This window comes from Lactovum odontotermitis (assembly GCF_054658595.1).
This window is the reverse complement of the sequence record NZ_BAAGGQ010000011.1, coordinates 1-24,685: the sequence shown is the minus strand read 5'-3', so window position 1 is coordinate 24,685 and position 24,685 is coordinate 1. Positions and strand designations below refer to the sequence as shown.

Sequence of the window (24,685 nt, the reverse complement as noted above, 5' to 3'; positions counted from 1 at the left end):
CCTCCTGAGTTGTTCACGCTATGCATGATTCAAAAAGAACTTTCTCAGTGACTTTTTTTATTTCCAGTTTAACTTTTTTTGCTGAACAAATTGAGCAAACATGGTCTTCATCTGCAGAAAACTGAGAAAATTCTAGCCTCGAATCTGTCGGGAAATTTATACAGTCATTTTCTATTTGAAAACTGTACTTCGAAATATCATTCGATATTGACCTACCCAAAAATTTTATATAACTTTCTTTTAGAGTCCAGAGTTGATAGAATAATACTGCAGCTTCCTGAGCCGTACTGGCAGCCAGTAGAGAATCTTTTTCACTTTGTGAAAGAACTCTGTCAAAACTTGATAAATTTATTTGATAGTTTATCCTCTCAACATCTATGCCTACCTCATAGCTTGAAACAGCAGCAACAATGTATTGACCGGCGTGAGATAAATTAAAGAATTTATCTGAATTCCGTAGATAAGGCTTTCCAAAAACATTATAATCAAAACATAAACCGCCAGAAGGGAAAATTCGATTTTCCATAAAGCCGAAGCGGATGAGCATTTCTCCTAAAATGCATCTTTTCCTATCAATTTCTCGTTTATAACTTTTGGCCTTGTCCAGTCTGTCAGGTGTGATGTAACAGCTCCATTTTGACAAATTGTCCTCAAATTCTTTCAAATCTAAAAAATAAACTTTCAAAATTTTTCCTTCCTTTAGAGGTGCCCTTTACTCTGAAGTTAGTTCCCGCAAAGAAATTTTCCTTATTCTTCTTAAGACTGTTATAGTTGTAAGGATTATGATGACTATAACTACACTATAAACTATCGCTACTAGCCCAGAGTTAAAATACGCCGGAAATTCTCCAAGTCCAATCCCGCCAACAATGAAGTTTAATATGGATTTTTGTGTAAGAGTAATTATTAAACCGCCCAATACCAATGCAAATAGAGTGACAATAAGATTTTGTATTAGATAGATACTTATGATTTTTGAATTTGTAAATCCAACTGATTTTAGTATTCCAATGTCTTTTTTCTCTGTAAAGAGTCTTGTCAATACTTCTCCAACGATATTCACTAATGAGACTACAATCATGGTCACAGATAAAAATATGCCTGCCAATTTCGCCCCGCTTACAGCTTGACTAATTTCATCATCTATTAGTACCTGCATGTTTGTAATATCAGCCGAGTTTCCATATTTCTCTTGTATTACATTTTTGAATTCCCCTAAATCAGTCTTATTTTTTACTTTTACATAAAATGAAGATTCCTTGAAACTATAATCATCTTTCAATATATCATCTCGATTGATTCTAAATCCTTTCCCGGCATAATCTATCGTCTGATAGATACCAACAATGGTAAACTTTCTCTCTCGTCCATTAATAATTATGCTAATATTATCTCCTAAGTTTTTGTGATAAAGCTTGCTGCTTCCTAAAGCAAGACTGATTTCTCCATTTTTGCCGGGATTTCGCCCCTGCAAATTCGGTTGACCAATTGTATTAAGATTTCCGCTAATCACAGTGGCATAAAATGAGGCGGATTGCTTATATGATTTGTCCATCCCAACTTTTGTATATTGAGTCATAGCTACAACACTTTGGACATCTGGGTTATCTTGAAGAATATTCTTGCTGATATTTTCAGTATTGGAATTTATCACAAAATCGGCATTGCTGAATCCCCAATATCCCCGATTTTCATACAGTTTATTAAGTGAGCTAATCAAAGTGACTGAAAACATCAAGACAATGCTCAAAATCACAATCACAATAAATTGAGAATTAAAACGTTTTCTATTCAGTAATAATTTTTTGAAAGATATCATCCAGCTAAGAGACAACCTTTTAGAGATACTCTGGCCTTTTCTGAAATTATTTTTTATTACTTTTTTGGTTTTTCTGTTCGTGATAGCCTCAACTACAGAAAGTTTTACTATTCTCCTAGTCGCCAGAGTAATGGTAAGCGCAAGCAGCACTACTAGTACGATAACAGTGATTGCCATCGGAATGAGGACATTTAAACCTTTTCCGCCCTCTCCTATTAAACTCAGCATAGAATTCATGAGAAAATTAGCCGGAAATACACTGATAAAGATACCAAGAGGAAAGGATAAAATACCAAGGAAGAAATATTTTATGTAATATTTTCTCCTGATACTCTTAAGTGAAAAGCCGAACGTTGCTAAAACTCCGTTTATTTTTTCATCTTGTGCAACCATGTTCTTAACGTTACTGCTTATGATAAATAATGAAAGCAATGCAATCACAACAGAAAACAAAAGTAAAATTCCGCCGATTAATGAAAATTGTATGTTGTAGACATATGAAACGAGACTGATTTCAAATCTAACGCCAAGAAAGGGAGTCTTCAAATAATCTGTGAATTCATTCCAGGTTCTAAGATTTGTTTTTTGATAGTTCTTGTATTTAATAGCTAAGGTTGTCTCGTTGCTTTTCGAATGCGTCACATTTTCAAATTCTTTGTGATTTACCCAGATTCTTTTAGGGTTTATCATAGTTGCGCTGAAGTAGGGGTCAACGACGACTGCACTAATTTTTAAGCTCGTTATATCCGTACCATTTTTGATTCTCACTGTGTCTCCAACATGGAGGTTATAAAGATTTGAAAGGCTTGTCGGAAGCCAGATAGTTCCATTTGCCGGAGCTTTTGATTCTTGGCCAGAGACTATTTTCAAAATATTTTGTTGAGAGTTAACAGCCTTTTCAGTAAGATAGACCTTCTGAAACTGATTTTTCCCTATCCCTATTTGGATATCAGAATCTGTATGATAGGATTCAATTTCACTGATTGAAGGGGTTTTCTTCCACCAATTCATAAGTTGGTCTTCATCATATAATTGGGTTGAAAAAATTAAGCTCTCATCAGAGGCATGACTTTGTTGAAACATTTTAGTAAGCGGTGCCTGCGTGTTGAACAAAATAATCAGTCCTAATGAGAACAGGAGAGCTGAAAACATCATCAATATATAAGTAACTATTGAAGTGGCTTTGTTTTTCAGAATATCACGGTAGCTAAGTATTATCAAACTCTTCATTTTACCACCCCTGTGTTTTCAAAAAAGAAAGTACATTTTCCTCTCTGATTAATTTGTCTTCTTCCGAAAATTTTCCCATGAACTTAGAAGCCGTAATTTTTCCATCAGAAAGATAGATTAATTGATCACATCTTGCTGCTGCTTTTGGGTCATGAGTCACCATGACAACAGTCTGCCCATTATCGTTAAGCTTATTTAATAAATTTAAAATCCGGGCACTTGACTTTGAATTTAAAGCCCCTGTCGGTTCATCCGCAAATATGATTGACGGATGATTAATCAAACTTCTCACAATAGCAATTCTCTGCTGTTGTCCTCCTGATAACTGATTTGGAAATTTTTGAGAATACTCACCAAGCTCAACCTCTTCCAATAGTTGCTGCACTTGATAATCAACTTTCTTTTTATCGTCTTTCAAATAACCAACAATTGCAATATTTTCAAATACGGTTAAATCTGGAATCAAATTAATTCCCTGATAAACAAATCCAATCTCATTTTGTCTAAATTTGGCTTTTTCTTTCTCTGAAAATTTTGTAATATTCCGCTGATTAATATAAACCTCTCCACTCGTTATGGAATCTAGACCACTTATAGAATAGAGTAAAGTAGATTTCCCTGAGCCAGAACTCCCCATTATTACTGTGAAACTTCCTTCATCAACCTCAAAGTTTATATCTTTTAGAACTTGATTTTTGGTTTGACCCAAGGTAAAATCTTTATTCAGTTCCTTCACTTCTATGACAATTTTCTTATGCATGTTTTTTATCTCCTTGTGCAATTAGATTATTCTCTTTGCTGAACTTATAAATATCTTCAACACTTGCATTAATACCAGTTTTTCTCAACTCCGAAGCCTCCTTAATAGCCATTATGCAGTTTCGTCCCAATCTTGTTATTTTATCAAAGCAAAATAAAAAAACATCCGTATTTCACGCATGTTTTTTTGCGGTTTCACACAAATCAGTTTAAGCTAAGTTTTACTCCTTCTCTAACTATTCCAATTCTTCCTTTAACACCCAATTTTTGACAAATACTTGTTATTTGACTTTCTACAGTCCTTTTACTTATGAATAATTTTTGTCCAATTTCCTCATTTGTGTATTCTTCAATGACAAGTTTTACCACATTTCGTTCTGTTTCTGTAAGCAATTGATTTTTTTCCATATCAATAATGCTCGCTGGAATTACTAAATTGCCGCGACTGACTTCAAATATTGTATCTATCAGTTCTTCTGAGCTTACTTCTTTTCGTAGAAATGCTTCAATTCCCAACTCAAGTGCCTGCTTATGCAGAATTTCTTCATAGAAGCCTGAAACTAAAACTACTTTTATTGTTGGACTAATCTCCTGACGAATTTTCTTTACCAGGTCAAAACCATATGCATTTTTTAGCATCAAATCACAAATTAAAACTTCAACTTTATGAAACCTCAAAAAAAGCATCAATTGGTTTACTTCAGTAAAAGTTCCCAAAATCTCAAATTCTTTAATTTCACTAAGCTGCTTGTATATTCCTTGAAGAACTAATTTATGGTCATCAATAATTGCGATTTTTATCGGCATTTTCAAACTTCTCCTATCTATTTGGGAATGGTAAAAACTATTTTTGTTCCACCCGAAACACTGATATCAATATTTCCTCCTAACAAAGCAAGCTTCTCTTTAATCGCAAAAAGTCCAAAATGGTTCACTAAATTATCTTGACTCTCAACAAAGGTTCCATTATCGTCCACATGAACTTCTATGTTATGATTATTTTCACGAACACATATCGAAATCTCTGTTGCTCCCCCATGAAGAATACTGTTGTTTATCATTTCCTTAGTCGTACGTAATACAAAATTTTCCTCTTTTATTCCTAAAGAAACTCCCTCATCAGGGAAAGAATAAACTATTTCCACCGGGTACTTTTGCTTATAGCGCTTTATTTCGAATTGAAGTGCTCTTAAAAAACCATTTTCTCTTAAGACAACTGGATAAACATTTGAACATATTTCTCTGAGCTGATAAATTGTATCATCCAGCAAGTTTATCACACGTTTCTTGTTTAGAGCTTCCTTGTCCATTTCAATTTTCTTCATCTCAAAAATTGTATCCTGTATTATCGTGTCATGTATGTGTAATGAGATTCTCTCTCTTTCTTCTTCTGTCGCAAAAAACAGTTCTAAATCTCTATGTTTTGAATCTTCCTTTCTATAAGTGGAAAAAAAGTCATCAATCATTGGAAATATTACGAAGAAAAATAAGCAACTGTAAACGGAAACAACATAACTTGGAACAAAACTTCCCAATATTGCTAATAAAGAAATAAGTACCGCAACATAAAGTGAACCAAGAATCCTTCCCGCAAGCCGATGAATTCCTTTTTGATAGACAAGTATTTTATTAATGATTAACAGATAAAAAATACTTCCAGCAGGCAGCAGAACAAATAAAATAAGAACTTCAACCGGCGCTGTCCACGGAGTAGGGAATACATAAAAAAGAAAAAGCGGAGATAAACTTAAAACTGCCAATAAAAAAATGTTAACCTTCGAAAATACATCCCGCTTTTCTTTATATCGTCCAACAACATATTGTAAAGCAATTAATATAATCGAAAATCCAAGAAAATAATAGGTTCCTGTCGCCAAGTACAATCGTACAATTAATGTGTCTACGAAAAAAGCATTTAATATGCCCGACACAACACTCACTCCCCCTAAGGCAAGGTAAAAGTAATCGAAGAACGATGAGCCCGTTTTTTCTCTAAAAGTCAATTTTTTTATAAAGAAATTTAAATATAACGGTAAAAATGAAATAGACGCAATAACAAGTACTCTTCCAGCATCAACTCCCATACTTGACGGAATGGCTGAGACCAGTGCAAGTCCAAAAAAATACAAAAAGCTAATAAAATAATAGCCACTAGAACCGAAAGCACTCCGCAAAAATAAAATAATTGAAAAAGCAACTAAAATGGATGCTATGACTATAAGGGATATATACAGAGATAACTTATCCCCTTTTTTATCAAAGCTGATATTTATACTCTTCCCATTTCTCCTGACACTAACATCTTTAGCTTGTTCAACAATGAGCCATTTTTTTAGAACCTGATTCTTCGAAGCCGGAATTTGGTTAATTTTTACAATCACATCACCAACTTTTACATTTTGCCGTGTTGCCTCACCACTCAAAAAAAATCGCTTCACTTTCCATGTTCCCTGTTGATTCACAGCCCTAATACCAATATATGAATTCTTTACAACAAAACTACAAAAATATCCCGAAAGCCCGAAAAAAACAAGAATCATACAAATTGAGATTACTATTTTTCCAGACTTCTTTCTCATTTATAATCCTTTCTGATTTTTTTATACTTTTTGTTTTACCATAAATTCCAGCAAAGGTCAAGAAAACAATGGCAAACTCAGAAAATCAAAGAAAAAATACTTTTCCGAAAAAATGTGGAAAATAATGGGGGAGTCGCACACAGAGCGATTTGAACACAGGAATTTTACTTCCTTAATATTTAATACGTATTTTTTCCGAGTTTGTTTCAATATTTTTCAAAAATTTATAAACCATATTTGGATAAAAACGTGGAAGATACTAAAATGAATCAATTGCATTCTCTCTTACTCCCTTTGTAGCCAGAACAGGCGAGAAAAGCTTCAAAAAATCCAGTACCAAATAATACTGGATTTTTTTCTTAATAACCATCTGGATGCGAACTGTGCCACTGCCAGGCATTCTCAATAATATGCTCCAAACCATTCTCAGCCGACCAGCCCAAAATCTGAGCCGCCTTCGTCGAATCTGCCACCAGCTCGTCGGGGTCTCCCGGCCTGCGGGCACCCATTTTACTCGGAATCTCTTTGCCAGTGACCTTGCGGGCGGTCTCCAGCACCTCGAGGTTGCTGTAGCCGCGACTGCTTCCAAGATTGAACGCATCGGATTTGCCACCGGCTTTGAGGTATTCCAGCGCCTTGATATGGGCGTTGATGAGGTCTTCCATGTCAATATAGTCACGGACGCAGGTGCCGTCTGGCGTCTTGTAGTCGTCGCCGTAAATCGTGATGAAATCCCGCTTGCCTAGGGCGACTTGCAGGATAATCGGAATCAGGTGCGTTTCGTTCGTGTGGGCTTCGCCAATGTGGCCGTCGCTTGAAGCACCAGCTACATTAAAGTAACGCAGGGCAACATAAGTCATATCTGTCGCTTCTGACTGCCAGTGCATCATTTTTTCCATCATTAATTTTGACTCGCCGTATGGGTTAATCGGCTTTTGAGGCATTTTCTCGGAAATCGGGCTGGATTCAGGAATGCCGAAGGTTGCGGCGGTTGAGCTGAAGACGATATGCTTGACGTCGAATTCCTGCATGATTTCAAGGATGGAAATGCAGCCGCCGACGTTGTTGTCAAAATACATGGCAGGTTTTTCCATGGATTCGCCGACCAGCGAGTAGGCACAGAAATGCATCAGGCCTTCAATGTTTTTTTCTGCGGCAAAAGTCGCGCGCATGAATGCACGGTCGCGCACGTCTCCTTCGTAGAAGCGGATGTTTTCCGGGACGGCTTCGCGATGTCCTGTCACCAGATTGTCAATCACGGCGACATCGTAGCCTTTGTCCATCAGCATTTCTACGGCGTGGCTGCCGATGTAGCCGGCGCCTCCAAGTACTAAAACTGTCATATTCTCTCCTTTAAATAGCATTCGCGCAAGCGCTCGGCTTTAAAAAATTCCTATTTACAATTATAACACAGTCACTTCGTTAATCTATTTTTAATGTGAGTTTATTTCACCGTTCAGCCCATCAGTCAAAATATCATTTTTATCTCGCTCAAAAACCCCATAATATAAAGGATAACTATCTTTTTTATCAATAATGTGTTATAATTAAGGGAGCGAGTCCCCTCTCGCCAATAATAAAATAATAAACGAAGACGGAGAAGATTGTTAGTAGAAAAAGCATTGACTTAGAAAAGCTATAAACAGCGACAGACAGCCAGTTTAAATATGCCTGGGGTTATAATCTATGAAGTCTCAAGAAAGGTTGGTATCATGATTTTAGGATTAATTAAATCAAATTTTCCAGGGGAGCGGCGCGTACCGCTTCTGCCGAAAGATATTCAGGATTTCGACAATGATTTGCTGGTTGAAGAAGGCTTTGGAAGCCTGTTGGACATTGAAGATGCAGATTACGAGCGCAAAGGCTGCCGTATCTTATCCAGAGAGGAAGTCTTCAAACAGGCCGAGGCAATTTTTTCACTGAAGCTGATACAGCCGTCTGACTATCCCCACATCCGGAACAATCAGTTAATCATCGGCTGGACGCATCCATACGGCTCCGGCAGTTCTTTCATGAAAGAGCAGGCGAAGCCGAAAGACTTGGTCGTTGTGGATTTGGACAATAATTCTCCAAAGATTTTTTATGAGGACGAAGTCTGCGATGCAGGGATTCCTCAAGGTATTCTTTACCGCAACAGTTTTTATGCCGGGGCTGCCGGAGCCATGGACGCGCTTCTCAAATACGGTCTTATTCCGGACGAAAGCGTGAATATTGCCATTCTCGGCTCAGGAAATGTCTCTCAAGGCGCTTTTTATGCCGTCTCTAAATTCACTTCCAAAGTCAGAATGTTCTACCGCAGAACCATGCCCGTTTTCAAAGACACACTTGATGCTTACGATATTATCATCAACGGCATTGAAGTCGGCCCGGAAAATGAGCCGATATTGTCCCTCCAGGAGCAGAAAAAGTTAAAAAGAGGGGCTTTTATCATTGATACTGCTGCGGATGCCGGAAATGCCATTCAGGGCGACCATTTTACCAAGCTTTCTGATTCGATTTACAAGGAAAACGGTCTCTATTACTACGTCGTTCCGAACACGCCGTCCATCGCCTACCGCAATATCAGCAAGTACTTGAGCCGGCAGCTGAGCCGCTATGTGTTTAAGGAGGATACCGCCCGGTTCAATGAAATACGAAATCATGCTTAATCAGCATTGAGAAAACTTCAAGGAAATTATACAATTTCCTTGTTTTTGTTTGCGTTCAAAAAGTCAATAAACCTGTGAAAGCCTGCCTGTCCTGCCTCATCTGTCTTAAACACGCCAGCATCCTGTAAGACTTCGGTAAACACTTCACCGACCGCCTGCTGGACAAATTCGTGGACAGTGTCCGCTTCATAGCCGCCAATCAACTTAAGCCACTCCGCCCAGTCACGGTGCATGTCCGGCACGTCATTAGGCAGGTCAAGCAGGAACTTCTCCACCTCGGCCAGCTCTGCCTTCAGCCGTGCAGGTAGGATCGCCAGCCCGATCACCTCAATCAGGCCGATATTTTCCTTCTTGATATGGTGCAGCCCCGCATGCGGGTGGAAAATGCCGTCAGGAAAGGCGTCACTGACATTATTGTCGCGCAGGACCAGGTCCATTTCGTAGCAGCAGGCAATTTTCCGGGCAATGGGTGTAATCGTGTGATGCTGTACACCGTCGGCACTGCGTGCCTGGATACTCAGCCCGAGATCATCATAGCTGCGCCATTTGGACAAAATTTCATCGGCTGCGCAAATCATGGCTTCGCGGTTTTCTGAGCGTAAGCGCAGCACGGACATGGGCCAGTCGACAATACCTGCCTCAATGTTTGGAAAGTCTTTCAGACGTACGGCTTCACGCAGTGAAGCTTTTGACATGGGAAACTCGTGACGCCCTGCCTGATAATGGTCGTGCGTTAAAATCGACCCGCCGACAATCGGCAAATCTGCGTTTGAGCCAATCATATAATGCGGAAACTGGTCCAGAAAGGCCAGAAGATTGTTGAAACAGCGGTGATCAATGGCCATCGGCTGGTGTTTTTCGTTCAGGACGATGGCGTGCTCATTGAAATAGGCATAGGGCGAGTACTGGAAGCCCCATTTTTCACCGTTGAGTTCCAGCCGGACGATCCGGTGATTACTCCGCGCGGCTTTGTTCCCGCCGCCGTAGAAGCCCTCGTTCTCCATGCAGAGCTGGCATTTCGGATAGCTCGTATCCTTAAGCTGAAGCTGCTTGGCTGCTGCGATGGCTTTGGGGTCCTTCTCAGGCTTCGACAGGTTAATCGTAATTTGCAAATCCCCATATTTCGTCGGATGCAAATACTCGATATTTTTGGCAATGTCGCGTGTTTTGACCTGATTAACCTGCTTGGCGAGGGCATAAAAGTAATCGGTCGCCTGCTTGGAATTCTGCTGGAATTTCTCCCAGAAGGCCTGATTCAGCTTGCTGGGAATGGGCGTGATAAAGTTCATGAGGGCGGCTTCATAAAAGTCGCGCTCGGATGGCTCGTACATGCCTTGTTTTTGTGCAAACTCTAGAAGCTTGTCCATTAATTCCAGAGAATTTCTCAGCGGGACATCCTTTTGCACAGACTGCCAGTCATGCAAGCCCAGAAAATGCAGCAGCTGATTTCTCAAATAAATTTCATCGGCTGCTTCGACAGTCCCATTATTAATGGCGATATTCACAAAATCTTGAATGTTTTGATATATTGACACATTAACCTTTCTAGTCTAGTTTCTTAGACCCGTCTCCAATCTGCGCCACATAGAACTCCGCAGGATATCCGACAACACGTTCATATTCTTCGCCGACTTTCTGCTCGATTTCATCAATTTTGTCTGATTCAACCAGTGCAATCGCACAGCCGCCAAAGCCTGCACCCGTCATGCGAGCGCCCAGCACACCATCCAGTTTCTGAGCAGTTTCTGCCAGTGTGTCAAGCTCAATCCCAGTCACTTCATAGTCATTTTTCAATGATTCGTGCGATGCATTCATTAACTGTCCAAATTCTGCCAGATGACCTGCCGTCAATTCTTTCTGAGCCAGCTTGGTACGCGTATTCTCGTAGACCGCATGGCGCGCCCGCCGAATCAGCGTCTCATCACCAATTAAATCCTTATTGGCCTCAAACTCTTCGTTACTGAGCTCGCCCAGCGCCTTGATATCCAGCTTCGTCTGCAGACGTTTCAGTGCCTCGCGGGTTTCCGCAAAACGCTCATTGTATTTCGACTCCGTCAAAGCCCGCGGCTTCTTCGTATTCATGATGATAATGCTGTGATTTCCCAGCAGCACCGGTACCATCTCATATTTCAAAGTATTGCAGTCCAGCAGAATCGCCTCATCTTTTTTACCGAAACCGATCGCAAACTGGTCCAGAATCCCGGAATTCACACCGATAAAGTCGTTTTCCGTCTTTTGACCCAGCTGAACCAGCTCAAGACGCGGCACATGAAGCTGAAAAAGCTCGTCCAGAACCACGCCGACCAGCAGCTCAAGCGAAGCCGACGAAGACAGCCCCGAAGCCGTCGGAATCTCCCCATAGACCAGCAGCTCAAAACCCTTGTCAATCGTGTATCCCGCGCCCTGCAGCATCACAATCATCCCCTTGACAAAATTCCCCCAGCTGCCCTCGACCTTCTCGCCGACCTCTGACAGGTCAAACTCCAGCACGCCCGCCTCAGGGAAATTCACGGAAAAGAGCCGAATCCGGCTGTCGTCACGCAAACGCGCAAGCCCCGTCGTCCCAATCGTAATCGCCGCCGGAAAGACATAACCGCCGTTATAGTCCGTGTGCTCGCCAATCAGATTAATCCTGCCAGGCGAGAAAAACTCCTCCACACCACTCGCACCGCCGAAAACCTCGGCAAATTTCTCTTTCAAATCCAACATGTTTCATTATCCTTTCAATTTCAATTGAGTTCACACAGAGCTAAAGCTCTGGCAATTTCTAGAAGCTAAAGCTTCTGAAATTGTCTGCATCCTACGGACGCTGTTGTCGACTCTCGCTACGGCGCTGAAGCGCCTAGTCGAGTCGCAACACGCCTGAAGCTAGGAAATTAGAAAAGCAGGCTGTTGCGGCTTCAGCCGCTTACAGATCGCTTTCCCCACCACCGTGGGATAAATCGGAACCTGCCCTACGGGCAGAACCGCGATTTCCTATCTGCCCCTATGGGGCTGCTGTCGACTCTCGCTACGGTGCTAAAGCACCTAGTCGAGTCGCAAATTTCTACGCTTCAAACCGGGCGTGTTTCACATCTTACCTGATAAATCGTAGTTGCCTTATAAGTCTCGCCGGCTTTCAGCGTAATATCGCCCAACTCCGGAATCTGCTGAGAACCCGGCGCCACCTGTGCCTCAAACGTAATCGCGCCATGGTGGACAACAGGCCGCCCGCGAAAAACCGTGCCCAAATCTCCGAAATTCGCAGTAAAAATCACCAAACTCGGACGATCTGTCCTTACATGTACAGATAAAGCCCCAAGCGACAGACAAGCCTGCTCCGACGACAAATCCCCCGCAGCATCCAGCAAGAATGGGTGATCCACACCGCCCACCAGCTGAACCTGCGGCATCGTACTCTCCAGCGCCTGCGACAACTTCGCACCGCCTCGAAAATCCAAATCGCTGCCCGCGACAGAAACAATATCCCCGCGAACAATCTCCGACTCATCCTTCAAAGGCACAAAACGTGAAGCTGCGAGCTTCAACTCATGTTCATCCACCGTCTGCCCAGGGTCTCCCGTCAAATTAAAATAAACATGATTCGTCGGATTGAACACCGTGTCCTTGTCCGAAGTCGCCGTATAATCAATCCGCCACTGATTGCTCGTCTCGTCAAAGCTATGCGTCACGCGCACCTTCAGCTCACCAGGATAACCATTGTCGCCGTCAGGAGAGACGAGGTCAAAGTGAACACCCGCAACCGCGCCGTCATTGAAAGTCTCAAACTTCCACAAACGCGTCTCAAAACTATGTTCACCCCCATGCAGCGTCTGCGCCCCCTCATTCTGACAAAGCTGAAAATCCTGACCGGAAACATTGACCCGCCCGTCCTTGATGCGCCCCGCAGTGCGTCCAATCGTCGCCCCAGGATAATCGTCCTTTTCCAGATACTCAGCAGCAGAATCAAAACCCAGCACAATATTCTTCCCGTCAGGCAAAATCCAGTCAACAATCCGCGCCCCCAGGTCCGTGAAAGAAATCATAACGCCCGCCTGACTCTCCAGCGTGATTAAACTGGCATCCTCACCAAAATCTTTTACATCAACTTTCATCTATTTCCTCCTTGAATTTTTAACTGAGTTCACACAGAGCTAAAGCTCTGGCAATTCCTAGAAGCTAAAGCTCCTGAAATTGTCTGCGTCCTAAGGACGCTGTTGTCGACTCTCGCTACGACGCTGAAGCGCCTAGTCGAGTCGCAGCACGCCTGAAGCAATAACCAGGCTCGCCATAATCATATCACAATCCGGCGTCTAAGGTGCACCCAGAGCAGAAGCCAAAATCACACTGTTACAAGCAGTATCCCTGTAACAACTTTTTTTATTCCATTTGAATTCACACTTTAATAGCATTCGCACCACAGTAATGTCGAAGCGCTCAAACACTCGCTTTTCCATAAATTATTACAATTAAGTATAACTCATTTCGTTATGAAAATGCTTCCAATTATGAGTGTTCTTTAGGAAATCTTTTCAAAGAAAAAAGCCGGCCGCCTAGAATAGACAGACTGACTTAGATTGTAGACAAACCTACCAAAAACTGGACAGATTGTCTATTTTTATGCAGATACTGTCAAAGTCACCTTTGCCCCGCCCATCTCCGGATTTTCAAGCAGCAAAGCACCGCCATGCTTAAGCGCAACCGCCTGAGCAAACGACAGCCCAACACCGTAATGCTTCCCGCTGCGCCCCGTATCTTCCGTAAAAAATAATTTACCAGCATTTTTCAGAGCCGACTCCGTGAAAGGCCGTCCGTTATTCCAGAATTCAAAAATAACATGCCCCATATCCTCCGAAATGACCAGCGTCACTTGCTTATCCCCAGCCTCCGCGTAATGACAGGCATTCACAAAAATATTAATCAGTGCCCGGTCAAGACTCACCTGATTTCCATGAAAAGTTTCAATCTGACCGGTTATTTTCAGTTGAAAATCAACCCGATAGGTTTTCACAAGATCTTCAATTTCAATCAGCAAGCCGTCCATAAAACCCTCAAAACTGATTGTTTCCCGGTAGTCACCGTCATCACTTAATAGCCGTGTATAGTTGACCATGGCGCCGAAATAATTATCAAAAGTTTTGATACTATTTTTCATGGAGTGTACAAAATCATGCTGCTGCACTGTCAATTCCGTCATCTCAAGCAGCTCGATATTTCCCTTTAAAACAGTCAATGGCGTCTTGACATCATGCGACAGGGCTGCCACCTGGAAAGACAAATCTTTCTTTTCTGTCCGCTCAGCCTCAATCAAAGTAGACAATTCTTCACCTTTTGTATAAAGCTGAGACAGAACTTCGTCAAATTCAATGATTTTTGAGTGTTCCGGCTTCAAAGCCTGTTCAGATGAGCCCATCTGCCGAGACATCGTCTGCACCGCCCGGAAATTTCTCACAAATTCGCGAATAAGCTTTGTGGCAGAGTAGATAATGAGGAGGAACAGACCGGCAATCATGAAAATGTAGGAAAAATTGTTAACCGAAAAGCGGCGCAGTGAATGACTCGTGACTTCTGGTATTTGACTGCTTCGCAGAACAAAAACAAGTTTTCGGTTTTCAAAAAAATTGAAATCAATGAGACCTCGCTTGATACTGCGAGATTTTTTGAATGCTGTTTCAAATTCTGGCAGGTCCGTTTTCACATATCTTCCGGCAAGTAGTTTTCCCGTGTTTCGGTCAAAAACGGCGTAATCATAAGGCCTGGTTTTCATTTCCCGTCTTATCCCTGAAACACTTGCGTTTTGACCGAAGGAAATATTGGGTTCCCCGGCATAGTTAAGCTGCCCCGTTAAATGCAGCAGAAAAATGAAAACGAGCTGAAAAAGAAAAAGCAAAAAAACACCAATGAAAATCTCAGCAATGGCTCTATAAATTCTTTTGGTAATGGAATAACGCCTATTCATGCCACTTATACCCTAAGCCCCGTGCTGTCTTGATTGGCTCAAAGCCGAAAGGCGCAAATTTCAGCCGAATCTGGTAAATATACTCTGAAATCGAGCGAAAAAGCGCGTCCGAGTCATCATCATAGACCTGCTCATAAATATCTTCCCGCGTGAAAACTTTACCTGGACGTTCAGACAACAGCTCCAAAATATCATACTCACGACTTGTGAGCGGAACAAGCTGACCATTAATATAAACTTGCTTGTTTTCAAGGTAAAAAGTAACTGGGCCAAGCGTCCGTCGAATCTCTTCGAATTCCTGGACAGACTGTCTCACCCTTTCTTCCCGCTTCAAATGTGCTTCAACTTTGGCTGCAAGCTGATTCACGCTGAAAGGTTTGGTGATATAATCATCTCCGCCGATTTTCAGTCCCTGGACAATATCATCCTCAGTGTCTTTTGCACTGACAAAAATAATCGGCGTCGCCACTCGATTGCGAATCAATTGACAGACCTCGGTTCCTTCAACATTTGACATCATAATGTCCAGTAAAATGAGGTCAAAAACTTGAAAATCCTCGATTCTGACAGGCAGCGCAACCTCAGAGCGGGTTGTCACTTCGTAGTTTTTCATTTGAAGCACTGTTTTCATCAGTTTCAGGATTTCTTTGTCGTCGTCTATCACTAGGATTTTATACATGATTCTCCTTTCCCCTATTATAAATTAAATATAAATGATATACAATTAAAAGAAGTATCATAATTATTTTGGATTTTCTATTTTTTCGGCCAGCACAAATTTATCATTTATCTCAACCGCGAAAGCCTGATTCAGCGGATAATTCTTGAGAGAATCTATTTCTCCATAGTTCCACTCAACCCTTTTCTCTTTTGATTTAGAACCATACCAGTCAATTTTCTTCCATTCAGATTTTGGAATTTCTTTTCCATTTTCAGGATTAAAAAGCTTGTCTTCTGTAAAAAGAAACAGGTAATCATCCAAATCCTCTGCGGGCACCGTCTGATTGGTAATTCTGTAAGTTGAATTTCCAAAATTGATTTGTCTGACATCTTTGCGGTTGATTGAAAAATCATGCTCACCATAAGTTTTTGAAAAACTTTGAATATTCAACTGCTTTCCCGCTGGCACTTTGACTGCCGGCAGAACTTGGAAAAATTTATTGTTTATGCCGATGCAAATCAGATTATCTGAAGTTTTAAAGAGATTGACAAGTGATAAAGTTGTGCTGTTTTCAGTACTCTTTGACAATAATCTCTGGTTATCTCTGTCCACAATAATTGTTTTATGAAATTTTGACAAAGCCCCAGTGATATGATTTTCGGGAATCTCATTATTCGTAATTGAGTAATCCGTTTGCTTATAAACAAAACTCTGGTAATTATCAGCTGAAAACCTAACCTTTTCGTCAGCCTTCTGCACACAGCCCGTCAATAACGTTAACACTGCCAAAATAATGATAACTAGAAAATTTTTCTTTTTCATGAATCCTCCTTCAAAACGCATTTTATACAATGTATTTCAGAATTTGTTCAGAAAACAGAAATGAAATCAAGTTGATATTGAACTCCTGCATGTAAAAATACAAAAATCCAGCCCTCTTAAAGAACTGAATCAAACATTATTCCCACCGAAGAACAAACACTCACCTCTTCTTATAAATCGAATAACAATCAAACAACACGCGCACCAAAATATGCAAAGGAATCCGACTATGCACACCCAGCTCAAAATAATTCACCTCCAGCCGACTCTTGTAGCCCACAATAGCAATATCCGCCAGCGCACTCAGCCGACTATCCGCAGTCGCCGTCAGAACCAGAGTCTTTGCCCCCCGCGACTTGGCAATCTTGACAGAATCATTGATTTCGTCCGTTTCACCAAAAAGCGACAAAGCAATCACAAGATCCTCCGGCTTCAAAAATTTTGCATAATAAGCCATCGGCTTTGCCTCACTATAGAGCGAAACATGCTTATGAAAAAGCTGAAGCTTCCTGAGCATCTCATTGGCCGGGTTAATAGAAAGACCACAGGCCAGCAGTACGATTTCATCCGCCCTGTCAATCGCCTTCACAGCCGCCTCAATCGAATCCGCCGAAATCCCGTTAATCGTCTTCAGCAGCTCCTCCTCATTTTTCGCAATCGCACTCAGCACCTCCTGAGAAAACTTCGTGCCCTCACGCTCCAAAACCGCCTTTTCCTTAATCGAATAGCGAAAATCCGAGTAGCCCGCATAACCCTTCTTGCGCACCGTCCGATTCACCGTAGAAATCGACACAAAAGCCATATCTGCTACTTCAGATATTGATAATCTGGGAATATCCTGATAATTATCCTGAATCACCTGCCAGGCGTGGCATTCAGAATTTGAAAGTTCCTGTGACATTTTTCTCCCTCCCCCCATTATATCACACGGCTCCTTGATAGAACTTCCCATTTTCAATCTCATAAATAGGCACACCCGGACTCTCATTGAAATTGCGCGTATTCGTATTATCTAGACAAATATAGTGCGGATGTACACCAAAGCGCAAACCCCCGATATGCCCGATAAACACCTGCAGCTCGCTCTCGCTCACACCCAACTTCTCCGCCACACTTTTCTGAAAAGTATCCTGACTGTCCCTCATGGACACACACCAGTTCAAATCCTTGTCCGTCTGTTCAGCTAAAGTCTTCGCAAAATCCGCCGTATGAGAAAAAGTAACCCACTCCCCGTGAATTTGTGTAATCAGCAGATGCGGCTGCCCAAAACCAGTCGCCATCTCATTCAACAGAAAAGCCCTCTCCCTCGCCGACAACGCATTCCACTGCTTACGCGACTCTTCCCAGCCGTTCGGAGCGCCCCCCTCATAAATATCAATCTGCCCATTCAGATTAGACTGCCGCTCACCATCCGTTGCGCCATTATTCGCCATCTGCAGCCACATCTCCTCATGATTACCCATAAAAACAAGCACATGATAACCCTCTGCCGGCAAAGTATGCGTCAAATAAAGCAAAGCCCCATAACCATCCGGCCCCCGGTCAACCGTATCACCCAGCACAAAAAGCCGGTCCGACTTACTGAAATTCACAGCCTTTAGCGCCTTCTTCAGGCTCTCAAAACGCCCATGAATATCCGAAACCACAAAATCCCTCGCATACTGCTTCTCCGAGCGCTCAATCTTATAAAGCGGAATCTGACCAGCCGAAATCGACGAAACCACAGGCAAAGACTCATTCGTCGCCGCAGGAATCGGCCTCGGCCAGAGCACAAAAGCCAAGCCCCCGATGACCAGAACAATCACAGCAATCCCCGCAAAAAAAACAGCCAGCAAAGTTTTCCTCATGCGCCTATTGTACCAGAATTTCAGAACCTTAAGTTATAAAATGAAGCTGGACATTTCCGCAGCAAAAAATCACCGCATTTTCCCGTAGTCGTTTCGGTAAACAACAAAGAAAATATACGATGATTCATACTGTTTGTCACAGCATTAAAAACACATCCGCCCGCTCAGCTGCTAGCGTTTAGCTCCTGATGAACTTCCCGTTTAGCTTCCTGACGAACTTTCAGGCGGGGCTGTGTTTAAACTTGGATTTGCACCAACGCCATTTGCAACATGAATCTCTACAGAATCAACGAGACCAACATACTGATTATCCTTCGAGGCCCAGACAATCGTGCCTTTGGGCTGCTCCGAGTCTACATAAACAACACCGTAACTAATATTTGCCCCCTTGCTCTTTAAATCAAAGAAATAGGATTCAATATTGTTTTCTTTTTGGCCGACAATGCTTATGTAAGGTCTGCCTTCTGAGTAGACGACTTCCACCTTCTTGTTGTCCTCACCATATAAATAGGCTCCCTTTTCCACCGACTGACTAATGAGTTCACCATAGGCGACAACATCGCTGTACATCGTTTTTACCAGCACCTGCAAATTGCTTTTCGCACCCAAATCCGCTGCCGTCTCGGCATTAGCATTTCCAAACCATGGAACAATTCCCGGCTTGCCTTTTGAGACAGTAACTGCCATTTTGTCTTCTTTGGCTACTTTTTCATTTGCACTGATAGACTGGCTGACAATCATTCCATCTGGTACTTTATCTGAGCCTGCTTCACCATAAGACACTTCAATCTTATTCGTTTTTGCCCAGCTTTCAACCTCCTGTTTCGACTTATTAACAAAGTCCGGAACAGTGATATTCTTCTCAAAAACCTCTTTTCCTTTTGAAACAGTGACCGTCAGAATGTCTTTTCTCCTGTAGGTATCGGCCGTTAAATCTTTTTCTTTGTATTCCATCCCTATGAATGTTCCGCTGGGATGACTGTCGTCATAGTTTTGGACAAGTTTAACATTGATTGCCTTGTTTTCACTGATCCAGTTTTCGATTAACTGCCGGTTCATTTTTGAGAAATCCGGCACTTTAATTAATTCATCCGGATTCGGGCCTTTACTTACTTTAAGTTTCAAGGTCGACCCTTTCTGAATCTTTGAATCAGCTGAAACATTCTGCTCTGTTACGATGTTTTCATCTTGCTTAATGCTGAAAACAGACTCTGTCTCAATATTGATATTGTTCTTCAAAGCCCATGTTTGCGCCTCGTTGACTGGCTTGTTGACGAAATTCTGCACAGAAACTTGATTCATGTAACGAAAAGTAAAGAAAGCAATCAGCGCAACAAGCAGTACTGAACCTGCTGCCACGGCATATTTCAGTATTTTCTTTTTTAAATAAGACTTGTCTACCTCTTCTATTCCGCCATGTTTCCTTGGGCTTCTTGTCCTAGGCAAGTCTCCCGATGTCCTTTTCACAATACGACTTTCTTCAATGTTCCTTTTTTCATAGCCGCTTTTTTCAGGCTCATCTTTTTCAGTTTCAGGAAAGTTTTTCCCGAAATTATTTTTGTCATAATGGTCTTTATCGAAATTATTTAAAAAATTCCCTTTACTCATTTTACTCACTGACGAATTGTCCCTCACGTAGTTCATAAGTTTTATCTGACTGCGCAGCGATTTCCTTCGAGTGCGTCACCACAATCACACACTTTTGATGCTCATGTGCCAGCTTTTTGAAAATGTCAATGATTTCCTGTTCCATTTCGCTGTCCAGGTTTCCTGTCGGCTCGTCCGCAAGAATCACATCAACGTTCGTCGCAAGAGAGCGTGCGATTGCCACGCGCTGCTGCTCTCCTCCGGAGAGCTTTGTGACAGGCCGATCCGCCTTGGCTTTTGTAATTCCGATATAATCCAGCAGATTATAGGCAACTTCCCTCTGATTTTTCGGCAGTTCATTGCTGGTAATACTCATTGCAACGAGCACATTTTCCACCGCTGTCATATAGGGAATCAGATTATAGGATTGAAAAACAATCCCTATCTTATCACGGCGGTAATTTTCATAGCCGATCTTCTTTATATCTGTCCCGTCAAAGAGCACTTCACCCTCTTTCGGTTCCTCCAGGGCGCTGACAATTGAAAGAAAAGTCGTTTTTCCAGAACCTGATTCACCCAAGATGCTGTAAAAAGTCCCTTCCTCAAAACTCGAATCCAGATCGCGCAAGATAAAACGCCTGCGGTCTCCATCCTGATAATAGTAGCTCAGTCCCTCTGTTTGAATAATACTTGCCATTGTCATTCCCCCCTTACAACATAATTTTCTTCGGATTCAAGCGCACAGTATACACGATTGGAATCAGAGTTGAAATGAGCACTGTCCCTAAACCAATCGCATAAAATGCGACGACAACATCCGCATCCAGACTTACCTTATAGGCTTTCATCACGTCCTCGCTACTCAAATCGCTCTCGTCGTCAGAAGAATAACTCACCGACATCATTCCGCTCTTCTCTTTTTTCTGCTGCTCAGAAATCATCTGATTCTTAAGCATGGTTTGCGAAACTTTTTGCGCCACAAGATTACCGGAAAAGAGCGCTAAGGTAATGCCGACAAGTGCAATTGTAACTGTCTCTATGACAACTTGTGCGGCAACTTTCACACGTCTTTCACCCAGAGACAGGTAAATTCCCATCTCGTGCTTACGATCGCGCAAGAACAGAGTAATTAACAGGCTTAAAATTACCAGCGTTGCTCCAATTGCCACGTAGAGAACAATACCGGCAATCCATTTTATCGTCGAAAGAGGACCCGCAACACTTGAGATTTTATCATCCCCATCGTTGACTAAGAACATCTCTCCAATAACTGCCTCTGCCTCTTTTCTAAAGGCCGCCGAATCATCCGGATCTTTCAGAACATAGACAGGTTCAAAAAAGAGGTCATATGTTTTCCCGCCGGCTTTAACCATTTCCTGGTCTGAAAAGTCTTTTGCATCTGTCACCACTTTATTCGGCACATAAAGAGTGTTGACCATATCCTCATTGCGCCAGGAAGTAATTCCGCTTTTGTCGTCTTTTTTCACCATCTGCTTTGGTTCATAAATACCGACAACTTCCAGCTCCAAATCCTGAACTGCAATGGGAGCTGGCATTCCCTCATTTCCGTCAGCTTCAGCTTCGAAATTATAAACCTGATTTTTCATCGGAATTCTGTCGCCGACTTGGAGATTGTTTGTCTCTGCTAATTGTTTGGTGATTAGCGCCACTTTCGCACCGCTATCCACTTCTGCCTTGCTGAATAGCCGGCCAGTCAGCAGTTTTCCGTTTCCCTCCCTGAAGGGAAGCATTTCATTATATTGCACACCTGTTGTCGTAAATCCCGGGAGGCCTGATTCATCATTACCAGAACGCATCTCCTTCGTTTCTTCCGCGCGATACGGCTTCATCGTCTCACTGTAGAAATATCCAGTTGCATTATAATCGTAATATTTCACATAGGAAGATTTGCCTAGCTTTTCAATCGTTGCAACCGGCAGCCCCTTCACATTCTGAGTCTCCTCAGGGCTCATCTTTTCAAGCTTGCTGAAATTCGGCACAATTTTTGTAGCAGCGCCGATTCCCTTGCGGATAGAAGATTCTGTCTGGCGGGCGGCCTGCTGCACCGACACAGCCCCCGCAATAATATTCCCTAGAACAAAAATCAATATAAGCAATATCAAAGATTTTCCGGGTCTTCGAATAATGCTGGTGAAAGCTCTCTTGATGTAATTCATGAATTAACCTCTTTCCGATAGTTGATGTTTTCATCAGACATCTGCCAATGCCTTTCTAATCATAATCACTCATTTTTGTAATTATATAAGCACCATTATACCATAAGATGAGGAATATCTAAGAAATAAAAGTATTGAAAACACTTTAAAATGGACATTCATATGTTATAATCAAGTTAATGAAAAAACTGATTAAACTCTTGATGCTGCTCACCATTATCGGCTCCTGTCTAACCGGAGGAATCCGTGCAAAAGCTGACGATACCGACACATTTTCTGTACAGGCCTCTGCCGCCATTGCTGTGGACGCAGACAGCGGGAAAATTCTTTATAATCAGAACGGTGACAAGCCAGGACAAGGCATTGCCTCCATCACCAAGCTGATGACCGTCTACATGGTCTACGATGCCATCAAAGCCGGACAGCTCAAATGGGATGACAAAGTCCCAATTTCAGACTATGCCTACGAACTCACTCAAAGCACCGTCGCCAGTAACATCCCCATGGCCCAAGGTGAAAGCTTCACCGTCAAAGACCTCGTCAACGCTGCACTCATTCCATCCGCCAACTCAGCCGCCATTGCCCTGGCCGAGAAAATCGGCGGCAGCGAGCCGAAATTCGTTGACCTCATGAGCGCAAAACTCAAAGCCTGGGGCATCGAAGATGCCAAAATGGTTAACTCTTCCGGACTGAGCAACGCCGACCTGCCAGAGGCTAACTGGTATCCAAACACCAATTCTGACAGTGAAAACACCATGTCAGCCAAAGATGTCGCCATCATAGCGACTCATTTAATCAGCGAATTTCCCGAAGTTCTGGACATTACCAAACAAACCAGCATGATCTTTGACGAAAACGGTGACTCGCAAAACACCATGCTGACAACCAACTACATGCTGCCGGGACAAGCCTCCGGACGTGCAGGCGTTGACGGCCTAAAAACCGGCACCACCGTACTCGCAGGCTACTCCTTTGTCGGAACCGCCCAGCAAAACGGCTTCCGAGCCATCACCGTCGTTCTCAACGCCGAAGACGGCTCAGGCGAAGCTTCCCGGTTCACCCAGACCAGTGCCCTCATGGACAAAGTCTTCGGCACCTGGCAAGTCTACGACATCAATGCCGACAATGCGCCGCTCAAAGGCTACCTCGAAGCCCCAGTCAATGACGGCAAAAAAGCCACCGTACCGCTTCTCACAGCTTCCGCCTTCTCCATCACCACCAAGATGGACAATCCCGAATACACCATCAAAATCAATAAAGTTAAAGGCGGCGTTGAAGCCCCTGTCAAAAAAGGCGATGCCGTCGCCTCCGCCTACGCTGTCGTCTCAGATAAACTAGGCTACCTCCCAGGCTACTCCGGCAGCACCGTCCAGCTCATCGCCAAAAACTCAGTCGAGAAAGCAAATCCCTTTGTCGTCGGCTGGAACCGCTTCGTTGACTTTGTTAATAAGCAACTCTAATCCCATTTAAACAGGAAAAATCCGAATGAATCGGCTCATATCTTCGAATATTGAGTCAATTCACTCGGATTTTTAACTTCCTGCATACGTTGCCCGTGTCCGCAATAAAAACGAATAGTACTTTGCCCCCTCTCAAATTAAATGATAACAACACATCATGGGAGTTAACAGAATTGAATCACTAACCCATGTTAGTCAGCAAAATTCGCTCCGAGAACCGGCAAACACTGAGCGAAAACAAAAAGCCAGCAATTGCCAGCCATAGTAAACAAGGAAAGTTAAATTTCCTCGCACATCATTAAAACAATTGAAAAAGCGCACGCAATTCAGTCAACAAAATTCGGCCCGAGAACCGGCAAACACTGAGCGAAAACAAAAAGCCAGCAATTGCTAGCCATAGTAAACAAGGAAAGTTAAATTTCCTTTCACATCATCTAAATACTTGAAACACTGCACACAATTCAGTCAACAAAATTCGGCCCGAGAACCGGCAAACACTGAGCGAAAACAAAAAGCCAGCAAATGCTAGCCATACCAAACAAGGAAAGTTAAATTTCCTTTCACATCATCTAAATACTTGAAACACTGCATCTCAACCCAAGATACAAGAACTCCGGCAGTAAGACTCGAACTTACGACATCATGATTAACAGTCATGCGCTACTACCAACTGAGCTATGCCGGAATAAAAAAACATTATTTTGTTGTCAGTTGGTAGCAAGGGGAAAAGCTCTCGCTTCTCTCATCCGGTATACCTTGAAGCAGTGCTTCAAGCCAACTGAGCTATGCCGGAATAATGCGTCTCAGTTAACAAACTAGTGCCTCTCTGGGGAGCATCACTCCAAGTCAACTGAATTACAAGAAAAGATAGTCCATGAGGGAGTCGAACCCTCGTTGCCGGTCTGAGAAACCGGAGTCTTAACCGCTTGACCAATGGACCTCAATGTTTTTTAAACTTCCATATTATTATACCATGAAAGAGTAAAATATTCATTTATCTGAAATGAACTATTATAACAAAAAAGGCGATTAGCTTGGGAACGCCCATATCTGACAGGGGGCAACCCCCAACTACATCCGGCGCGGTGAGGCTTAACTGCTGTGTTCGACATGGATACAGGTGTATCCCTCACGCCATGATTCCCAAACTAATTGCTT

The 24,685-nt window shown here is 42.5% G+C and carries 19 protein-coding genes, 2 tRNA genes and 1 rRNA gene; 2 read left to right on the top strand and 20 right to left on the bottom strand.

Features of this window, described 5'->3' with window-relative positions:
- Window positions 1-13 precede the first annotated feature (13 nt).
- From ACYQ2E_RS07170 to galE, 6 genes are all read right to left on the bottom strand, one after another.
- Window positions 14-685 carry a 4'-phosphopantetheinyl transferase family protein gene (locus ACYQ2E_RS07170; RefSeq protein ID WP_460017385.1) on the bottom strand — a complete coding sequence of 224 codons (672 nt, stop codon included), beginning with the start codon at window positions 683-685 and terminating at the stop codon, window positions 14-16.
- 27 nt (window positions 686-712) lie between these two features.
- Window positions 713-3,049 (bottom strand): FtsX-like permease family protein, encoded by a 2,337-nt coding sequence (locus ACYQ2E_RS07165; protein WP_460017384.1) that lies wholly within the window; start codon window positions 3,047-3,049, stop codon window positions 713-715.
- Between the two features lies 1 nt (window position 3,050).
- Window positions 3,051-3,809: an ABC transporter ATP-binding protein gene (locus ACYQ2E_RS07160; RefSeq protein WP_460017383.1), complete on the bottom strand. Its 759-nt coding sequence runs from the start codon at window positions 3,807-3,809 to the stop codon at window positions 3,051-3,053.
- 203 nt (window positions 3,810-4,012) lie between these two features.
- Entirely contained in the window at window positions 4,013-4,615 is a 603-nt protein-coding gene (locus tag ACYQ2E_RS07155) for a response regulator (protein WP_460017382.1), read from the bottom strand.
- A 17-nt stretch (window positions 4,616-4,632) separates the two neighbouring features.
- Window positions 4,633-6,387: a sensor histidine kinase gene (locus ACYQ2E_RS07150; protein ID WP_460017381.1), complete on the bottom strand. Its 1,755-nt coding sequence runs from the start codon at window positions 6,385-6,387 to the stop codon at window positions 4,633-4,635.
- Between the two features lie 359 nt (window positions 6,388-6,746).
- The gene (galE, locus tag ACYQ2E_RS07145; RefSeq protein ID WP_460017380.1) at window positions 6,747-7,730 is read right to left on the bottom strand and encodes a UDP-glucose 4-epimerase GalE; all 984 of its coding nucleotides are present in this window, start codon (window positions 7,728-7,730) and stop codon (window positions 6,747-6,749) included.
- Window positions 7,731-8,099: 369 nt separating this feature from the next.
- On the opposite strand from galE, the gene ACYQ2E_RS07140 reads away from it, so the two are divergent.
- A complete protein-coding gene (locus tag ACYQ2E_RS07140) occupies window positions 8,100-9,035 on the top strand; it encodes a Rossmann-fold NAD(P)-binding domain-containing protein (protein WP_460017379.1) in 936 nt (311 codons plus the stop codon).
- A gap of 26 nt (window positions 9,036-9,061) precedes the next feature.
- Here the strand turns inward: ACYQ2E_RS07140 and galT are convergent, their stop codons facing one another.
- The 11 genes from galT to ACYQ2E_RS07085 all read right to left on the bottom strand — a co-directional run bounded on the left by galT (window position 9,062) and on the right by ACYQ2E_RS07085 (window position 22,067).
- Window positions 9,062-10,570, bottom strand: a complete 1,509-nt coding sequence (galT, locus tag ACYQ2E_RS07135) for a UDP-glucose--hexose-1-phosphate uridylyltransferase (RefSeq protein ID WP_460017378.1) — start codon at window positions 10,568-10,570, stop codon at window positions 9,062-9,064.
- Window positions 10,571-10,580: 10 nt separating this feature from the next.
- Window positions 10,581-11,744 (bottom strand): galactokinase, encoded by a 1,164-nt coding sequence (locus tag ACYQ2E_RS07130; protein ID WP_460017377.1) that lies wholly within the window; start codon window positions 11,742-11,744, stop codon window positions 10,581-10,583.
- Between the two features lie 344 nt (window positions 11,745-12,088).
- On the bottom strand, window positions 12,089-13,129 hold the full coding sequence (locus ACYQ2E_RS07125; protein WP_460017376.1) for an aldose epimerase family protein: 1,041 nt from the start codon (window positions 13,127-13,129) through the stop codon (window positions 12,089-12,091).
- Between the two features lie 503 nt (window positions 13,130-13,632).
- On the bottom strand, window positions 13,633-14,973 hold the full coding sequence (locus ACYQ2E_RS07120; protein ID WP_460017375.1) for a sensor histidine kinase: 1,341 nt from the start codon (window positions 14,971-14,973) through the stop codon (window positions 13,633-13,635).
- Complete coding sequence (locus ACYQ2E_RS07115; protein ID WP_460017374.1) at window positions 14,966-15,652, bottom strand: response regulator transcription factor; 687 nt, start codon at window positions 15,650-15,652, stop codon at window positions 14,966-14,968. Before ACYQ2E_RS07115 ends, ACYQ2E_RS07120 begins: the two co-directional genes overlap by 8 nt.
- 63 nt (window positions 15,653-15,715) lie before the next feature.
- Complete coding sequence (locus tag ACYQ2E_RS07110; RefSeq protein WP_460017373.1) at window positions 15,716-16,456, bottom strand: NisI/SpaI family lantibiotic immunity lipoprotein; 741 nt, start codon at window positions 16,454-16,456, stop codon at window positions 15,716-15,718.
- Between the two features lie 160 nt (window positions 16,457-16,616).
- Window positions 16,617-17,357, bottom strand: coding sequence for a MurR/RpiR family transcriptional regulator (locus tag ACYQ2E_RS07105; protein WP_460017372.1), 741 nt, complete (start codon window positions 17,355-17,357; stop codon window positions 16,617-16,619).
- A gap of 22 nt (window positions 17,358-17,379) precedes the next feature.
- A complete protein-coding gene (locus ACYQ2E_RS07100) occupies window positions 17,380-18,303 on the bottom strand; it encodes a metallophosphoesterase (RefSeq protein WP_460017371.1) in 924 nt (307 codons plus the stop codon).
- Between the two features lie 201 nt (window positions 18,304-18,504).
- Window positions 18,505-19,911, bottom strand: coding sequence for a PASTA domain-containing protein (locus ACYQ2E_RS07095; RefSeq protein ID WP_460017370.1), 1,407 nt, complete (start codon window positions 19,909-19,911; stop codon window positions 18,505-18,507).
- A 1-nt stretch (window position 19,912) separates the two neighbouring features.
- Window positions 19,913-20,587, bottom strand: a complete 675-nt coding sequence (locus tag ACYQ2E_RS07090) for an ABC transporter ATP-binding protein (protein ID WP_460017369.1) — start codon at window positions 20,585-20,587, stop codon at window positions 19,913-19,915.
- Between the two features lie 13 nt (window positions 20,588-20,600).
- Window positions 20,601-22,067 (bottom strand): ABC transporter permease, encoded by a 1,467-nt coding sequence (locus tag ACYQ2E_RS07085; RefSeq protein ID WP_460017368.1) that lies wholly within the window; start codon window positions 22,065-22,067, stop codon window positions 20,601-20,603.
- 179 nt (window positions 22,068-22,246) lie between these two features.
- On the opposite strand from ACYQ2E_RS07085, the gene ACYQ2E_RS07080 reads away from it, so the two are divergent.
- Window positions 22,247-23,527, top strand: a complete 1,281-nt coding sequence (locus ACYQ2E_RS07080; protein WP_460017367.1) for a serine hydrolase — start codon at window positions 22,247-22,249, stop codon at window positions 23,525-23,527.
- A gap of 611 nt (window positions 23,528-24,138) precedes the next feature.
- On the opposite strand, the gene ACYQ2E_RS07075 is transcribed toward ACYQ2E_RS07080, so the two are convergent.
- The 3 genes from ACYQ2E_RS07075 to rrf form a co-directional block, all read right to left on the bottom strand.
- Window positions 24,139-24,212, bottom strand: a tRNA-Asn gene (locus ACYQ2E_RS07075).
- 183 nt (window positions 24,213-24,395) lie between these two features.
- Window positions 24,396-24,467 (bottom strand) — tRNA-Glu (locus ACYQ2E_RS07070).
- A gap of 92 nt (window positions 24,468-24,559) precedes the next feature.
- Window positions 24,560-24,675: ribosomal RNA gene (gene rrf, locus ACYQ2E_RS07065) — 5S ribosomal RNA — on the bottom strand.
- Window positions 24,676-24,685 lie beyond the last annotated feature (10 nt).

Coding starts and splice junctions, on each gene's coding strand:
- ACYQ2E_RS07120 (WP_460017375.1), bottom strand. CDS start 14,973: ATGAATAGGCGTTATTCCATTACCAAAAGAATTTATAGAGCCATTGCT.
- ACYQ2E_RS07105 (WP_460017372.1), bottom strand. CDS start 17,357: ATGTCACAGGAACTTTCAAATTCTGAATGCCACGCCTGGCAGGTGATT.
- ACYQ2E_RS07115 (WP_460017374.1), bottom strand. CDS start 15,652: ATGTATAAAATCCTAGTGATAGACGACGACAAAGAAATCCTGAAACTG.
- ACYQ2E_RS07150 (WP_460017381.1), bottom strand. CDS start 6,387: ATGAGAAAGAAGTCTGGAAAAATAGTAATCTCAATTTGTATGATTCTT.
- galE (WP_460017380.1), bottom strand. CDS start 7,730: ATGACAGTTTTAGTACTTGGAGGCGCCGGCTACATCGGCAGCCACGCC.
- ACYQ2E_RS07130 (WP_460017377.1), bottom strand. CDS start 11,744: ATGTTGGATTTGAAAGAGAAATTTGCCGAGGTTTTCGGCGGTGCGAGT.
- ACYQ2E_RS07155 (WP_460017382.1), bottom strand. CDS start 4,615: ATGCCGATAAAAATCGCAATTATTGATGACCATAAATTAGTTCTTCAA.
- ACYQ2E_RS07090 (WP_460017369.1), bottom strand. CDS start 20,587: ATGGCAAGTATTATTCAAACAGAGGGACTGAGCTACTATTATCAGGAT.
- ACYQ2E_RS07160 (WP_460017383.1), bottom strand. CDS start 3,809: ATGCATAAGAAAATTGTCATAGAAGTGAAGGAACTGAATAAAGATTTT.
- ACYQ2E_RS07085 (WP_460017368.1), bottom strand. CDS start 22,067: ATGAATTACATCAAGAGAGCTTTCACCAGCATTATTCGAAGACCCGGA.
- ACYQ2E_RS07140 (WP_460017379.1), top strand. CDS start 8,100: ATGATTTTAGGATTAATTAAATCAAATTTTCCAGGGGAGCGGCGCGTA.
- ACYQ2E_RS07165 (WP_460017384.1), bottom strand. CDS start 3,049: ATGAAGAGTTTGATAATACTTAGCTACCGTGATATTCTGAAAAACAAA.
- ACYQ2E_RS07080 (WP_460017367.1), top strand. CDS start 22,247: ATGAAAAAACTGATTAAACTCTTGATGCTGCTCACCATTATCGGCTCC.
- ACYQ2E_RS07125 (WP_460017376.1), bottom strand. CDS start 13,129: ATGAAAGTTGATGTAAAAGATTTTGGTGAGGATGCCAGTTTAATCACG.
- ACYQ2E_RS07100 (WP_460017371.1), bottom strand. CDS start 18,303: ATGAGGAAAACTTTGCTGGCTGTTTTTTTTGCGGGGATTGCTGTGATT.
- ACYQ2E_RS07095 (WP_460017370.1), bottom strand. CDS start 19,911: ATGAGTAAAGGGAATTTTTTAAATAATTTCGATAAAGACCATTATGAC.
- ACYQ2E_RS07110 (WP_460017373.1), bottom strand. CDS start 16,456: ATGAAAAAGAAAAATTTTCTAGTTATCATTATTTTGGCAGTGTTAACG.